The sequence below is a fragment of the Streptomyces sp. NPDC053560 genome (assembly GCF_044544605.1).
In the GTDB taxonomy this organism is placed as follows: Bacteria; Actinomycetota; Actinomycetes; order Streptomycetales; family Streptomycetaceae; genus Streptomyces.
In genome coordinates, this window is the sequence record NZ_JBITXI010000002.1 from 115,067 (window position 1) to 130,254 (window position 15,188).

General features: G+C 68.2%; 14 protein-coding genes and 2 pseudogenes. 12 read left to right on the plus strand and 4 right to left on the minus strand.

What is annotated here, in order from left to right; translation table 11 throughout:
* Positions 1–13: 13 nt before the first annotated feature.
* Positions 14–217: pseudogene (locus ACIGQF_RS03685) on the plus strand (DNA-binding response regulator); the annotation flags it as partial.
* Between the two features lie 72 nt (positions 218–289).
* On the opposite strand, the gene ACIGQF_RS03690 reads toward ACIGQF_RS03685, so the two are convergent.
* Positions 290–751, minus strand: a complete 462-nt coding sequence (locus ACIGQF_RS03690) for a hypothetical protein (RefSeq protein WP_399706422.1) — start codon at positions 749–751, stop codon at positions 290–292.
* 248 nt (positions 752–999) lie between these two features.
* Here ACIGQF_RS03690 and ACIGQF_RS03695 point away from each other — a divergent pair, with 248 nt between their 5' ends.
* Positions 1,000–1,260 carry a hypothetical protein gene (locus ACIGQF_RS03695; RefSeq protein ID WP_399705024.1) on the plus strand — a complete coding sequence of 87 codons (261 nt, stop codon included), beginning with the start codon at positions 1,000–1,002 and terminating at the stop codon, positions 1,258–1,260.
* Between the two features lie 725 nt (positions 1,261–1,985).
* On the opposite strand, the gene ACIGQF_RS03700 is transcribed toward ACIGQF_RS03695, so the two are convergent.
* The gene (locus ACIGQF_RS03700; RefSeq protein WP_399705027.1) at positions 1,986–3,128 is read right to left on the minus strand and encodes an FAD-dependent monooxygenase; all 1,143 of its coding nucleotides are present in this window, start codon (positions 3,126–3,128) and stop codon (positions 1,986–1,988) included.
* A 171-nt stretch (positions 3,129–3,299) separates the two neighbouring features.
* Here ACIGQF_RS03700 and ACIGQF_RS03705 point away from each other — a divergent pair, with 171 nt between their 5' ends.
* From ACIGQF_RS03705 to ACIGQF_RS03730, 6 genes and pseudogenes are all read left to right on the plus strand, one after another.
* Complete coding sequence (locus tag ACIGQF_RS03705; protein ID WP_009719372.1) at positions 3,300–3,635, plus strand: helix-turn-helix transcriptional regulator; 336 nt, start codon at positions 3,300–3,302, stop codon at positions 3,633–3,635.
* A 306-nt stretch (positions 3,636–3,941) separates the two neighbouring features.
* A pseudogene (locus ACIGQF_RS03710) lies at positions 3,942–4,307 on the plus strand (transposase family protein); the annotation flags it as partial.
* Positions 4,308–6,147: 1,840 nt separating this feature from the next.
* Positions 6,148–6,873: a GAF and ANTAR domain-containing protein gene (locus tag ACIGQF_RS03715; protein WP_399705031.1), complete on the plus strand. Its 726-nt coding sequence runs from the start codon at positions 6,148–6,150 to the stop codon at positions 6,871–6,873.
* Positions 6,870–7,610: an ANTAR domain-containing protein gene (locus ACIGQF_RS03720; protein WP_399705034.1), complete on the plus strand. Its 741-nt coding sequence runs from the start codon at positions 6,870–6,872 to the stop codon at positions 7,608–7,610. Before ACIGQF_RS03715 ends, ACIGQF_RS03720 begins: the two co-directional genes overlap by 4 nt.
* 581 nt (positions 7,611–8,191) lie before the next feature.
* Positions 8,192–8,944, plus strand: coding sequence for a GAF and ANTAR domain-containing protein (locus ACIGQF_RS03725; protein WP_399705036.1), 753 nt, complete (start codon positions 8,192–8,194; stop codon positions 8,942–8,944).
* Positions 8,945–9,355: 411 nt separating this feature from the next.
* Positions 9,356–9,601, plus strand: coding sequence for a hypothetical protein (locus tag ACIGQF_RS03730; protein ID WP_399705039.1), 246 nt, complete (start codon positions 9,356–9,358; stop codon positions 9,599–9,601).
* A gap of 195 nt (positions 9,602–9,796) precedes the next feature.
* Here ACIGQF_RS03730 and ACIGQF_RS03735 read toward each other — a convergent pair whose 3' ends face one another.
* Complete coding sequence (locus tag ACIGQF_RS03735) at positions 9,797–10,510, minus strand: hypothetical protein (RefSeq protein ID WP_399705042.1); 714 nt, start codon at positions 10,508–10,510, stop codon at positions 9,797–9,799.
* A gap of 793 nt (positions 10,511–11,303) precedes the next feature.
* Positions 11,304–12,044, minus strand: a complete 741-nt coding sequence (locus ACIGQF_RS03740) for an ANTAR domain-containing protein (protein ID WP_399705044.1) — start codon at positions 12,042–12,044, stop codon at positions 11,304–11,306.
* 600 nt (positions 12,045–12,644) lie between these two features.
* On the opposite strand from ACIGQF_RS03740, the gene ACIGQF_RS03745 reads away from it, so the two are divergent.
* The 4 genes from ACIGQF_RS03745 to ACIGQF_RS03760 all read left to right on the plus strand — a co-directional run bounded on the left by ACIGQF_RS03745 (position 12,645) and on the right by ACIGQF_RS03760 (position 14,534).
* The gene (locus ACIGQF_RS03745; protein ID WP_399705047.1) at positions 12,645–13,268 is read left to right on the plus strand and encodes an ANTAR domain-containing protein; all 624 of its coding nucleotides are present in this window, start codon (positions 12,645–12,647) and stop codon (positions 13,266–13,268) included.
* A 199-nt stretch (positions 13,269–13,467) separates the two neighbouring features.
* Positions 13,468–13,599 carry a hypothetical protein gene (locus ACIGQF_RS03750; protein ID WP_399705050.1) on the plus strand — a complete coding sequence of 44 codons (132 nt, stop codon included), beginning with the start codon at positions 13,468–13,470 and terminating at the stop codon, positions 13,597–13,599.
* A 144-nt stretch (positions 13,600–13,743) separates the two neighbouring features.
* Complete coding sequence (locus tag ACIGQF_RS03755) at positions 13,744–14,010, plus strand: hypothetical protein (RefSeq protein WP_399705053.1); 267 nt, start codon at positions 13,744–13,746, stop codon at positions 14,008–14,010.
* Entirely contained in the window at positions 14,010–14,534 is a 525-nt protein-coding gene (locus ACIGQF_RS03760; RefSeq protein ID WP_399705056.1) for a hypothetical protein, read from the plus strand. Before ACIGQF_RS03755 ends, ACIGQF_RS03760 begins: the two co-directional genes overlap by 1 nt.
* Positions 14,535–15,188 lie beyond the last annotated feature (654 nt).

Below are 15,188 nucleotides of genomic sequence, written 5' to 3' on the forward strand. Positions count from 1 at the left end.
GCACCCGCAGGTCGACCCGCCCCGAGTCGTCGTCGCCACGACGTTCGACGACGAGTACGTCCACCGCGCCCTGCGCGACGGCGCCAGCGGGTTCGTGGTCAAGGACTCCGGTCCCGCCCCGCTGGTCGAGGCGGTCCGCGCTGCGGCCTCGGGCGAGGCCCTGGTCAGTCCGTCCGTCACGGTGCGGCTGCTGCGCAGCCTCAACAGCACGGCGCCCCCCGTCGCGGGGAGCACAGCGCACTGTCGGATCGCGAGCTGCGTATTCCGCAGCCCGGGCGTCAGGAATTCCCTACGGAACCTTTACCGAGACCACAGGTGTCGTGGCGTCGCCGATTTCGACGCTGGTACCCGGGCTGGTGCAGTGTGTCGCGCCCTGGAATTTGCCCGACCAGTCCACCTTCTTGCCACCCGCCTCAGGCGTATAGAAGGTCGTCTTCGTGCCGTCCGTCTTGACCGAGCGCGTCTCACTCGACGACGCGGCCGTCGCCGGAGAACCACCGGCGGAATAGATCAACTGGCCCTTGCAATGGACCGTGACGGTCGGCTCGCTGCCGGCGCACTCGACGCGTGTCTTGTAGATGACGCTCTTGGCCCCCTTGGACCAGTGCGGCCTGTCGGCGGACGCCTTGCAAACGAACTTGCGCGCATCGGCCGCGTGGTGACCACTGGCCATCGCGGGGCCGGCGCTCAGACCGCCGGCCATGGTGAGGCTCGTGGCGAAAACGGCGATCGCCCTGAGTGAGTTACGCATACTTCCCCCTGCATCGCATCACGGTGGGCCAGGTCACGGCCCTGCATACGGGCCACGGCCCTGCATGCACGTCCGGAACGGAGACTACGCAGAGGGGCAGTAGACGATCAATGGCATTCCCGGTTCCGGCACACCTCGAACACCACCCGTCACCGCATAATGAAGGAAATGGCGGGAGACGTTCCCGGTCCGCCGACGCGATATCGGCGGACCGCCTGTCGGCAGGGCCGGGCCGTTACGATCGCCCCATGCACGTACGAGAAGTGGATCCGCGGGACACCACCTGGGAACAGGACGACGCCACCTATCGGGCGTGCTTCTGGGACAGGTCGGCGAAAGCGGCGGACGACTACGAGGTGACCGGCGCCGACGTCGACGAAGTCCTGGCCTGGGCACGCGCCAAGGCGGCGGAGACCGGCTCGGCCTACACGCTGTACGTGCGCGTCACCGACGAGGGCAGGCCCGGGCTGGTCCGCCTCAGCGGGGTGGCGGGCGACCCTTTCGCCTGACCCCCTCGCCCGTCCGAAGCGCGTCTCCGCCACACCGAAGCCGGTACCTCAGGAACCTCACCCGAGGCACCGGCTTCGTTCCTGACCCGGAACGCCCTTCGACGTGATCCGTGACCTCAATCGCCGGCTTCCGCCACTGCGCGTCGGTCAATTCATGTCGCCGCACCATGCCCGACGCGTGCCCGCAGCGGAGCTTGGTCCACCCCGCCCGACAAGAGCCATCAGAAACGGCCTAGCGGCGTGGCTGACTCCGTGGTGGCACTGAGCCCTTTCCAACCTCAGGTTGAGGCGTGACGACGGGCGGGGATGGTCTTCACGATGGCGGTGACTCGGTTGGTGCTACAGCGGAGTTTCCGCGGGAGGCGCCGGCCCTTCAGGGCGGCCATGGCTTGCTCGCCGAGGCAACGGAGCCCGGCCTGGGCGCTGTTGTGCCGACGTTGCCGCAGCTTGAGACGCCGACCGCGGACGGGCGCCCGGGTGGTGCCGCCGGCGCCTCGATATGCCTTGTCCGTGCAGCACTTCACCTCCGCGTCGCGGGGGCGTAGTCACCGGCAGCACCCATGTCGTGGCGAGCGCCGGGAACGGTGGGTGAGGCCGACAGCAGTCGACCTGCCGCATCGGCGATGGCCTGCCACGCCGGGCTCGTCGGACAGGGCGGCGCCGACCCGGTTGGGAGTTACAGGGGAGCTGCGCACCGACCGGTGACCGGTCGGTGCGGGCTCGGTCTACCGGTTCGCGGCTTCGCGAGAGGCGATCCGGTTCGTGCGACCGACCGCGCGGCCCACGGCGTTGCGCACCGTGAGGCCCGGCTGGGTGCGGGGCACCATGAGCCTGGAGAGCAGGCCGACGCGTCGCTGCCGCGGGCCTACCTCACGGCGGAGCCGCGACTCGTAGGCGGCGAAGGCGCGGGCGTGATCACCGGGATGGGCGGCGAGCTCTTCTGCGAGGGCGTACGCGCCCGCCATCGCCATGCTGGACCCGTCGCCCAGTAGGGCTGTCGCCGCCGCCGCGTCCCCGAGCAGTACGACCCGTCCGCGGGACCACGAGGGCACCCGGACGGTGGTCAGGGGGTCGAAGAACGGAGCCGGGTGGTCGAGGAACGCCGCCACGAGTTCCGGTGCCCGCCACCGCACGTCGGCGTAGGCGTCGGCCACGGTCTGCTTGTGAAGGGCGATGTTCTTGCGGTCGTGGGGCGCTAGCTGTGCGGCCCGGAAGGTGAAGATCGCGAGCGGAGTGGTCCGCGAGGGGTGGAGGACCAGCATCCGGTTCGGCACGGTCAGCATCGTCATCTCGGTCGGGTCCTCGATGGCGTCGGGTTCCAGCGGGACGGTCGCGCCGTACAGGCCCAGGTCGCTCGCGAACTGCCGCTCGGGGCCGAAGACCAGGCGCCGTACGGTGGAGTGCATCCCGTCGGCACCGACTACCAAGTCGAAGCGCCGTGGCGCGGACCGCCGGAAGGTGACGTCCACCCCGCCTTCATCCTGGTCGAGAGCGGTGACCGTGTCGTCGAACAAGAACTCGGCCTCGGTCTGCGCCGACCGGTGGAGCACCTCGGACAGGTCGGCTCGGGTCACTTCGACCGTCGGAGTCTTGTCCGAGGTGAGCGGGAGTTGCAGGATTCGCCTGCCGCCGGGGTCGAGCAGGGACAGCGACCGATTGCGGGTGGCGAGCCCGTGGAGCTGCGGGAGGATGCCCATGCGGTCGGCGACCGGGATCGCGGGTCCCTTCACGACGATCGCGCTACCACCGGAGCGCAGCTGCCGGGCGTGTTCGACGACCGTTGGCCGGTATCCATTCCGGGAGAGCCAGTAGGCGAGTGCGGGCCCTGCGATTCCGGCACCGACTATCAGCACCTCGGGTTTCTTCATGACGATGACCTCTCGGAGTGTCGATGACCAGGTCCCCGGTGAGTGCCGGGGCCGGGGCTCAGGGCGCGGCGGCATGGGGCAGCGCCACCCTGGCAAGGTACGAAAAATTTCGTACCTAAGTGGAGCACGCCCTTCAGGTACGATGCAAGTCGTACTTGAAGGAGGTGCGGCGTGGCCGGGAGGAACCTGGTCGGCCCGGAGGCCGATGCGCTCGATCTGGGTGCGGTGTTTCGTGCCCTCGCCGACGAGCACCGTCGTTCGGTGTTGACGGAGTTGGCCGCCGACCGCAGCGACAGCGAGCGGGGCTGCAACTCGTTCGATCTTCCGATCTCGAAGCAGACCCAGACCCACCACTTCCGGGTCCTGCGCGAGGCAGGTCTCATTGACGAGATCGACTACGGCAACCGCAAGGGCATCCGACTACGACGCGCGGACATCGAGAAGAGATTCCCCGGGCTGCTCACGCTCCTGGGCGCAGAGTCCCCGGGCGGTACTGCTCCTCGCTGAGCACACCGGAGGGGAGTCCGAGTCGGCCCTGAGCCGCGAGCCCTACCGAATCCAGCTCGCGCGCGGCTCGCAGGTAGCCGAGCACGACGCGGGCACGAATGGGATCGGTGTCGCTTCGACCACCGTCCCGCGCTCGTGATCGGCGCCGAACTCTTCCGCACACTCCCTCACGCCCACACCCACTGAGATTCCTCAACCTGCGTGCGGAGCAGGGCCACTGGGGGGTGAGGGTGGGGTCCGGGCGTGGAGAAGCTCCTGGTAGAGGGGTGCGTGTCGAGTCCAAGCCATCCTGCCAGGAGCTTCCGCATGTTCGTCTACCCGGTCGGGGTCGATCTGTCCACCTCCGCTCTGCGCTTCCTCGCCCGTGAGTTGACCGCACGTCGTCCTGCGCAAGGGACACGATGGCGCCGGCCGACCGCCGGACGGCAGGCACTGCTCGTGCTGGCTCATCTACGATGCGGCCATACCTACGCCCAGCTCACCGCCGGATTCGGTGTGGGCACCACCACCGCCTACCGGTACATCGCCAAGGCCGTCGACATCCTGGCCGCTCTGGCGCCAACCCTCGCCGAGGCGGTGAGGACAGCCTCCGGCAAGGCGTTCGTGATCCTGGACGGCACGCTGTTGCCGATCGACCGGATCGCCGCCGACGGACCCTTCTCCCCTGGGGAAACATATTTCCCTTCGGAAAGCTTGAACTGAACCTTGGCGTTGCGACCGCGCCCGAACTTGTAGGGCGCCATACCCAACTTTGGCGCTTCTCGGTACACCCATGTCACCGACATGTTCAGGTATTCCGCTGTCTCTTTAACGCTCATGAATTCAGTGGCCACGACCAGTCACCCCATTATCACTTCAGTGGCCCGCACCCTACGGACCACAGATAAGTTTTCACCGTGAGCGCGATTTGGCGTGACCGGGTACATGCGGTATCACGTACCGAGCTCCGCTTGCTGGACCGACTGCCCCGTTAACACTCCTTGAGGATTAGGTCATTCCTGTAGGCCCTTGGCCCGCACTGCATGCTTGATCTGATCGAGCTGCAGCGTGCTCCGGACCACGTCTAAGAGAAACTCGCCGGCCGCCGCCACAACCCGAGGGTTTAGCGTCGTCGAGTGCTTCGACTGTGTACCCGGCTTCATAAACATCCGCGCTTCGACGCTTCGGACGGAGGCAGCGCGAAGGCCTCCGTTAATGACGATGAGTCCCTCGGAGTAGGGTGGCGCGCCTCGCCGCCCGTGACGCGTCAGAGGAAGCGGATGTCCATGATCTGCGCGCCCCCTCCGTTAACGGATGCCCCCACGACTGACAAAATACAGGTCAGCGGCTTGGGCTCACTCCGAAGCGAGTAAGCCCACGCCTGTCCGTGCTGGCTCCGTGCTGACTTCCCTGCCGCCCGTTCCGGTCCGTTCGGGTGCGTCGTGCTGGATCCCTGCTGGCTTCCGGCGTGCGCGTCGCACCACCCCCGACCGTCTTGCGCGTCTACCCAAGAACACCGAAAGACGTCATTGCTTGCCGTTCGGCGCCCTGAGTTGCAACATGCCAGTCGTCACCACACGTGAGCGAAGAACCTTGCACGAGCCGCTCTGGGACATTGTCGCCATGGCCAAATTCTTCGGGGGAGCCAACTACCTGGGCGTACGACAACCACGCCGAAGAGACATCCCCAGCTTCCGCATCGTGGATGTCCCGTAACCGCCGAGAAGCTGCGTGACATCAGTAACCTCGAAGAGCTCACGAATACGTTCGGATTCCTTTCTTCATGTTCATGGACAGCTTTCTGACACTGCATGCCCTGCTGGCAGCCGTCGACCTCCACATCACGTACCCCCCTGAGCCCCACCAGCGTCCTGACCGCTGCGGGTCGGCCCCGCGTCACACAGGTCAGGAGGGCAGTCCCCGAAGCTGCGTCGGGCGGCGAGGCAGCGCCGGCGTGCTGCCTGATATGAGAGGCCAAGCAATGACCTACGATGCTGAACGGGCGTCCACCTCGGGTAATTCGAGCGTCGCGAAGGAATCGCTGCAGTCCTGGGCAAGCCGTATGTCCACATGCCCCTGGCATTTTCCGGGCGACGCGGTTTCGCCGGAACGTTGGACCGGAGCCTTCCGCGAGCTCATCGCCGCCAACGTCGGGTGGGGTGAGGGCGTGAACTTCGGGGGGTGAGTGTTGCTCGCGCGGCCCCGGTCCCTGAACGGTGCACGCACGCATACGCCCAGCGCGCGACCTTCTTCGGCATCTGGGCCCAGCCGTCGGCCCGGTGGCGGATGGGCTCTGAGCACATCAGATGACTTACGACAACTAGGGCGAAGGACGCCACACCTGGCAACGCTCACCCCTACCATGAGGGGGCGGGACGGTTGCGGCCCAGCCGGGGCGCTGTCTGAGTCCTGTGGTAGCCCGGGCGGGCGCTTTCGGCTGCACGGCTGGTAGTGGGCGTTCAGGAGATCGGGAGCATGCGATGCACCCGGCAAGAGGAACGTGCTCGCACCATCCGCATGGGCCGGACACCCCGTGAGCGGGGCACCGTCGTCGAATACGGAGCTGGTGGCCGTGTTGGTGGCCATGCTGACAGCAGGGAAAGGTCTGGCCGAGATATCCGAGCACTGCCAGGGTGTGGTGCCGGACATCGATGCCGTAGGGCTGACCATGGCGATGCAGCCAACGACCGCGGCTCGGCTGACCGTCAGCACGCACGGCCGGCTCGCCGAACCAGGCGAAGCCCTGCAGCTCGACTTGGGCGAGGGCCCTTGTATCGAATCGCATGCAAAGCGGCGGGTGGTACTGGCGGAGGACCTGGAGGCGGACGGGACCGCGCGGCACTGGCCAGTGTTCGCCAGGCAGGCGTGCGAGGCAGGTATCCGGGCGGTGTTCGCCTTCCCTGTCCTGCTGCACGATCAGGTGGTGGCGGTGCTCTCGCTCTACCGCGCAACCCCCGGTGCGCTGTCGACAGACGGGGAGCGCATGGCGGCAGCCTACGCGGTAGCGGCAGCGGTACTGTTGCTGCATGACACCCCCACTCTGATCGCCTCCGATCAGGACGAGGAGGAAGTTGCGCTCCTCCCGCCGTCGCTCGCAGTGATTCCTCAGGCCGTCGGCTTCCTCATCGCCCGCCTGGGCCTGGATGCGGATCAGGCGCTGGCCCGGCTACGTGCGCACGCCTTCGTCGCACAGCGCCCGCTGGCCGAGGTGGCCGACGACCTTCTCCAGCGGCGGCTCCCCGCGGAGGAACTGCCATGACCTCTGGTTCCCCCGCACCGGGCGAACCACGGCAGCAGGCCCTGGTCGCCGCCCTGCTGGCGCTGACCAGTTACAGCGACGTGCCGTTCGATTTGGATTCGCACGCCGCTCTGGTACTGCGGCACGCCGTTTCCGTGGTACCCGGCAGCGCGCTGAGTATAGAAATGCCCGACGCCGACGGGGCCTTGGAGACCGTGGCCGCTTCCTCGGCCGCCGCTGCCTCCTTCGCCGCGCACCCCGCCCACGCCAGCGGGCCCAGCACCGCCGCTTACACCAGCGGAGACGCCGTCTCCGTGACCGACCTGTCCGCTGCTGCCTCCGCCTGGCCCCAGCAGCGCTCGCCTGCCACCGACGCCGGCTTCCACGCCCTGTACGCAGCCCCGATGCGCCAGGGCCTCACCATCCGCGGTGTGCTGGTCTTCTATCGCAGCGACGCCAGCCCCTTCACGGCCACCGACTGCACCTACGCCCAAGCTCTGGCAGACACCGCCGCCATCGCCCTGATCGCCCACCAGACCGTCGCCGACCAGAAGATCCTGGTCGACCAGCTGCAACATGCCTTCACCACTCGCCTGATCATCGAGCAGGCCAAGGGCTTCCTCGCCGGGCACCTGGACATCGACTGCGACGCCGCGTTTACCATCCTGCGCGACCACGCCCGCTCACACAGCGCAAGGCTGCACGACATCGCCCGCGAAGTCATGCGCACCCACACCTGGCCCCCCAAAGACACATAGGCCCGCACGCTGCGGGTAGACGGTGGAACTGCCCAGCCCGCATACGCCGGCAGCCTCCAGCGCAGGCTTGGCCCCTGTCTCAGACAGCGAGGCGGACGAGGCGCTTGTAGCACTCCTGCCCGCGTGAAGCCGCCGGGCCATGGGATACCGGCCGCAGTGGGGATCTTGCTTGTGTGCGCTCCCTTGTTCGCCCCCACGTTTGCGGAGTGGAGTACGACGCGGGAGATGTCGACGAGGCCGGCTTCGTCTTCCGCCGCGCGTTGGTGGTTGTGCGGAACGCACGCTCAGGGCCCTCTCCGGCCGGACCGCCGGTGTACCGGTCGAGGCGGCATCCTTCCCCACCCTCCTACGCCTATGCCCTGCGGAATGTTCGGCGAGTGCTGGAAGGACCATGCTCCGCGGCGTAATCTGGCGGCAGGTCAGCGCAGGTAGATTCCGGGTGGTCACCACCCAGCCCCCGTGTCTGATGCTTCCGGTCCGGTCGCTGACACCGATGATCGGAGGCTGCTGTGCCCCTTCCGCCCCCGCCTGCGGCAGGCCCGCCCACAGCGGGCGAGCCCTCTGAGTCGCGTGAGAGGAGGGTGACCGCCGCACTGATCGATCTGGCCGACACCCTGGTCGCCGACTTCGACCCCGCCGACTTCCTGTACCGCGTCACCGAACACTGCATGGACCTCCTGGACATCGGGGACGCCGGGGTGATGCTCGCCGCTGCCGATGGCCCCCTGCGCCTGGTCGCCGCCACCTCCGAACAGGTACGTCTGGTGGAACTTTTCGAACCCGACGCCCGCGAAGGCCCCTGCTTCACCGCCTACCACGAGGCCGCCCCCGTCGACCACACGATGGTGGTCCCCTCCTCCCGCTGGCCGGACTTCAGCGCCCGCGCCCACCTCGCCGGCTACCGCTCCGTGCACGCCAGCCCGATCCGACTGCGTGAGGACACCATCGGGGCACTGAACCTCTTCCGCCGCGTCCCCGGCCCCCTGCCCGACGCCGACCAGCACCTCGCCCGGGCCCTGGCCGATGCCACCGCCATCTCCCTGCTCCAACAGACCACCCTGGACCATCACCGCACCCTGAACATGCAGCTCCAGCAGGCCCTGAACACCCGCACCGTCATCGAGCAGGCCAAGGGCTACCTCACCTCCCACCACTCCATCGACCCCGACACCGCCTTCCACCGCCTGCGCGCCTACGCCCGCAGCCACCGGATCCGCCTCGCCGACCTGGCCCGCGACGTCATCGACGGCACCGTCGCCCTCCCGCCCAGCACCACGGAAGACACACCACTCACGAAGGACTCGACGCAGGACCCTCCGGATCCAGCCCGCTGAAAGCACACCTCAGCGGCCCGGACAGCCGGCTCACGTGCGGTTGGCTGCTCAGACGGTTCGATCTCCGACGCGCGACTCGCGCCCCGGTGTGGTCCCTCCTGTCCGGCAACGGTTACGGAGTTGCCGATGCGGCCGGTCGATGCGCCGCGGTGCGGCTCAGGACAAGGCCGACCGCTGGCTGCCTCGGCCGGACGGTCTTCGGGCGTCCGTCCTGAGCCGGTGTCACGCAGAGCGCAACAGTGACGTCGCGTACGCGACCACAAGAATGGGCACGAGCCGCTTTCACATACCTGGCAAGTGCAGGAGCATACGGGAACGGCAGAGGGGCTCGACACCGGCGCCCGTGCCGGCCTCGTTCTCGAAGAACCACGGCATCGAGCGCATACGCACTGCGCCGGGACCAGGCCCGCGATGACCATCGGATACCTGCACTCCGACCGCAACCCTCCGCTGCCGATGCGGCTCCCCGCACCCGTCTTCGTCAGCGGGGCACTGGACTTCTCCGCCGCTTCGGAGCTGCGTGAACGGCTCATCGGGCGAGCGAACGAATCCGACACGTTCGTCTACGTGGACCTGTCCGGCGTCACTCGCTGCACGGCACAGCTTCTCTGTGTGCTGATAGCCCCTCACGGTGATTCCCGCTGCCGCTGCACCTGAGCCGGTAGGTGCTGACGCGTTCTGGACAAGTGATTCCGAGGCGGCTCAGTGGTCGTAGGCGGGAAGGGAGCTGATGATGGGCGGGCCGGCGCGGTTGGCATGACTCACATCGCTACCGCGCCCTACGGGAGGAGAGCCTGCCCCGGCACGCACCGGCAGCCGGCCGGCCCCGCCGCTGTCGATCCTGCGGGCCAGTCAGCCGGGCTGCTGGTGAAAGGGAGCCTGCTGCGCGAGTGCACGCGCCCACCGCGCCTCTTGGCGAGCCTGTGCCGCTCGCTGCCGGTGGCTTTCCGCCTCCTCGTCCGGCTCGTCCCACACCAACTGCTCGTGCCGCAGGGCCGCCTCGTCCTGCGCGTGGGCCAGGTCGAGCGCTGCGGTGAGGAGTCGCGCGCGCAACTGCCGCACCCGCTCATCGGTCCCTTCCTGCGCAGGTACCGGGTCGCTCGACGCGGCCGCACGCAGCGTGGCCACCTGCTCCCGCTCGATCATCCGCTGCTCCCACTCATCCCGCGCCGTCGAGCGCTGCAGCGCCTGCTCATCCCGGTCCAGTCGCGCCGAGCCGGCATCCAGCTGCTCTCGCGCCCTTCCCAGCGCTTCATGGGCCCGCTGCCGGGGACCGTCGGCGGCCCCTCCCGTACGGCGGGACCGCCTGTCCAGCCGGTGCTCGAACTCGACAAGACGAGCCTCGCGCTTGTCCGCAGCCTCTTGTCGCTCGTCCGCCAGGCGCTCCCGGGTGTCCGCGGCGTCCTCTCGCACATCCGCCAGACGCTCCCGCCAGTGCACCAGGCGTTCACGTTCATCGTTGAGGCGCGCACGTTCATCGGTGCCGTCGTCGTCCAGACGATCTCGGGCAGTCTGCTCACGCGTGGTTGGTTGCTCAGGCGGTTCGGATGCCGGCCCAATGTTCACACCTCTCAGTATGGCCGCTTCCTTGCTGGAAGCCTCCACGGACTTACCGATGGCCGGGCAATGCGACGCGATTCGTTCTGGGAACACCCCACCGCCTGCTGAACCGGCATCGTCGCCCGGGAAAGGATGTACGTTCAGCGCGGTTCGGGAATCGACGGCACGCAGGGCGGCGCCGTGAAAGGTTGGCGGGGCGGGCGAGGTGCGGCCTGGTATCGGCTCTGGCCATCCGTTCGTCGAGCCAAACACTCTGCCACTCTGCGTGCCCTGCTGCGGATGCTTTCCCGGCCCGCGGACGCCGCGTGGGGCGTCGACGACTTTGCTCTCCGCCGGATCACCCCCTCCCCGCCTCACTGCCCGCCCCGAGAGCCTGACCGACAGAACTGATGCGGCTTGGGCCTCGCCACCTGGATCAAGCAGGTACGCGAGGCCTCGCTGCCCAAGAGGGAGCCCTTCCTCAACGGCCTCACCCAAGGCCAAGATGATCAAGCGGCAGAAGTGTGGCAGGGCAGAGTGCGACAGAGCCGTTCGATTGGCAGACACCAGCATGCTTTTGCATGGCAGTGTGTCACCCGCGGCGACAGTGTCGACTTCCTCGACGGCTTTCGGTACGCGCTCGGCGAGCCACGGGCGTAGTCCTGTTCCTCCTCAGCGTGCGGCCGACGTGCCCTTCACCGTGGTGATAGGCGCGCATCCCAGGTTGTGACGGCTCACCCGATGGCCGTAGGTGCGGCTCCCGGGCCGGCAGGAAGTCGCGGTCCGGCCGCGCCCGCCGACGAGGTGAGCAACATACAGGTCAGCGGCTGGTTTCTTCGTGCGGGTCCCCATCGGTACCGGGCTGAAAAGGGAGGCTGACGGTGCCGTCGATGACTTGGAGGGCCAGGTCGGCGATGCGCATCTGATGATGACGAGCGTGGGAGCGCAGGCGCTGGAAGGCGGTGTCGGGGTCGATGGCGTGGTGGGAGGTCAGGTATCCCTTCGCCTGCTCGATGATGCTGCGGGTTTTCAAGGCTCCCTGGAGCTGTGTGCTCAGGAGCCGGTGGTCGTCCAGGGTGGCCTGCTGGAGCAGGGAGATGGCGGTGGCATCGGCCACGGCCCGGGCGAGTTGCCGGTCGGTTTCGGGCAGGGGGCCGGGGACGCGGCGGAAAAGGTTCAGTACGCCGATGGTCTCCTTCCGCAGCCGGATCGGGCTGGCATGCACGGATAGGTAACCGGCGCTGCGGGCGCGGGCGCTGAAGTTCGGCCAGCGGGAGGAGACGGCCAGGACCGTGTGATCGATGGGGACGGCGTCGTGGTAGGCGGTGAAGCAGGGGCCTTCGCGGGCGTCGAGTTCGAAGAGCTCCACCAGGCGCACCCGTTCGGAGGTGGCGGAGACCAGACGCAGCGGGCCGGCGCCCGGGAGGGCCAGCATCACCCCCGCATCCCCGATGTCCAGGAGATCCATGCAGTGTTCGGCGACGCGGTACAGGAAGTCGGCGGGATCGAAGTCGGCGACCAGGGTGTCGGCCAGGTCGATCAGCGCGGCAGCCACCCGCATCTCACGCGAGGGTGAGGGTTCGTCCGGTGGGGTAGGTGGGCCTGCGGCAGGCACGGGCGGAAGGGGCACAACGGCATCCGATCGTAGGTACCAGCGACCGGACCGGAAGCATCATGCACGGGGGCTGGGTGGAGACCACCCGGAAAGAACCAGCACTGGCTTGCCCCCAGGCTACGCCATGAAGCATGGTCGATTCAGCTCCAGCCCAACACGCCTACCACGATGGGCGCATCGGGGCGAGATTGCCCGAGCCGGCTCGTCCGGGCCTCTCACTCCACTCACGGCGGTGGCGGCCTTGTGCCCTGCGCCCCACGAGCCCCACGTGAAGAGGAGGAAGCGTACGGTGGGAGCAGACTGCCCGAGCACTATGGGAAACAACTCCGCTGGGCAACACCTACATCGGCTTCCGATCAGGGCAGCATCGGCGGCGGATACCGGAGGTGGATCCGTGTTGATGGGCACCCTATGGGCCCCCACCGCCCTGCGCTTCATGCCGAGCCTCCTGTGACGGCCGCGCGGTCGGCGGCCGTACAGTTGGCAGACCGTCTGGCCCGTCGTCACGAGGGACCGGAAGCCATCGCCACCGTATGCAGGGAAGCGATGCAAGCGCCGTGCTCGGTGGGGCTGACACTGGCGGCGGACGCCGCCTCGGCCAGCCGGATATCGCTGTGCTGCGACGGCCCGCTGGCCGAGGCGGGCGAGACCCTGGAGGTCAACCTGGGAGAGGGGCCGTGTGTGCAGGCCCTGCAACAGCGGGCCTCCATCCGCGCCGTTGACCTGACCGACCCCGAGATCACGCGGCCGTGGCCCCTCTACGCCATCGAAGCGCCGACCCACGGCATCCGCGCCGTTTTAGCACTCCCCACTGCACCCCACCCCTGGTCCGCAGCACGGGCCGGCATTGTCCTTGCCCTCTACCGCGGACGGCCCGGCCCGCTGTCCCCGGCAGACCGGCGCACCGCCGGAATCCACCTGGACGCCGCCCAACTCCTCCTCCGGACCGTCGGCGCCGAAGCCCCCGACAACGCGCCCCCACTTATCCGCCTCCCACCGGACCTGGCAGCCATCCACCAGGCAATCGGCATCATCAGCCACCGTCATATCCTCTCCGTCGACCAAGCGCTGGGCCTGTTGCGCGCCCACGCCCACAGTCGCGACATCGACCTCAGTGCCCTAGCCCACGCCGTCGTCCATGACGGCCTGCCCCTCCCCGAAGAGGGCTGATCGAGGTGAACGCGGCAGGCAACGACCGTGCCAACGGGACGGTGCCATCCGGGTGGATGTGGGTACCCAGAAGAGGAACCGACCCTGTGGTGAACACACCCATCCGCATCGGCGTGCTCGGCACCCACTCCACCGGCAAGACGCCCCGGGCATCCCCGTCGACCAGAGCCACGCCTACGACCCCCACTATCGCCAGCTGGTGGACCGCCACGTCCACGGCCTCCTCGCCGACGACCCGGTCCCGCACACCCGCGTCACCAGCGCCCTCGCGAGCAAAGCGGATGCCGTTCAGCAGGCGCTGCGCCTCTTCCTCCAAGAGGCGGCCGCATGACCGCCACACCGCCCGCGGGCACCATCACCATCGCCGACAAGTCGGTGTCCCGACTCGGGTTCGGCACCATGCGCCTGACGGGCCCCGGCACCTGGGGGAGACCCCGAGGACCGGGACACCGCGCTCAGTGTGCTCCGCCAAGCCGTGCACACCTACGGCATCACCCACATCGACACCGCCGACGCCTACGGCCCCCACACCGCCGAGCACCTGAATCGCGACGCGCTCTACCCCTACCCGGATCACGTGCTGATTGCCCCGCTCGACGCCGGATCCCTGGCCCGTGCAGCGGGAATCCACGCGCCGCTGCGCTGGCTGCTCGACCGGGGTGATCACACCGCCCCCATCCCGAGTACGAGCCGCCCGCAGCACCTCGAACAGATCGTCGCCGCTGTGGCAGGCGAAGCTTGATGCCCACCATCACGGCGCCAGCTCCCGCCGCCCCGACGCCAGTCCGAAAGGCAGCCCCGTACGAGAACTGGCGGCCACCGATCATCGGCGTGTCCTTACTCGTCCCGGTGGGTGCGGGCGCACTCGTCGTCGGCCTCCTCGGCTGCACCATGCTGCCCACCGGAACCGTGTATGGCGGCCAATCCCTGGAGCAGGCAACTCAGAACGTGCTCCATGGCGCCCCGGGCGGCCTCCCTTTGGTGCGGCGCGTCGTGCTGGCCTGGGTGCAGATGCGCCGGAGGAAGGTCATCACCCATGTGCTGGCGACCGAGTCGATGCCCCGCAAGGACGTCGAGCAGCTCACCTACCGCGACCCACGGGCTGAGGTGCGCGTGCTTCCCACCCTGCAAGTCATCGACAAGCTGACGCCGAAGGGCCGGCTACGGGCCTTGGTTGGACTTCAGGCCCTCGCCACCGGCGAGACGGCCTACATCGAAGGGGATGTAGTGCGCACCACCGGGGCTCATGCAGAGATGACGAGTTAGAGCTGTCACAGTTGGCCTCATGGGCGGCTGGCAGCACCGCTGGCGCTGCGGCCGAGCACTCGTGATTCGGCCGCAGCGGACAGAGCTCCGCTTGGATCACGCCACAGCAGAAGCGATGGGTGAGCCTCGGGCGTCTGGGCGCCCGCTCCAGGACCTGAGCGAGTGAGAGCACGACCTGCAGAACGCCCCGCAGCACTGCCGTCGACCCGTGAAGGGTAGGTGAAGAAGTCGTCCCGTCCCTGCTCCGGCGCCAGCCGCCGACGCTGGTCATCCAGGATGCGGTCGAGCAGCCGCTGATCGTTGCTCTGGACAGACGTCATGCAACACCCCCACAGGTATGCCAACCCCAACAGGATGCTCGCAGGCTCACAGAGGCCTGAGAAGCCCCTGACACGACTTCTGTCATATGCAATTTCACCTCGCGGATGGCCGCCACCCCACACGGGAGCACCGGAGACACCGCGCTCACCGATGGCGTCCGCGTCGCGCGCCAAGCCTTCCAGCGTGATCCGTGACCTCGATCGCCATGGAGTCGATACTGGGGCTGAACGGCTCCGGTAGGTGATGGCGCAGGGCTCCGATTGCGACTGACAACCCGTCAGGTAAGTCAGCATCGAATCAGCATCAGACCCGCCGGGAGCCGCTTCGGAGCGA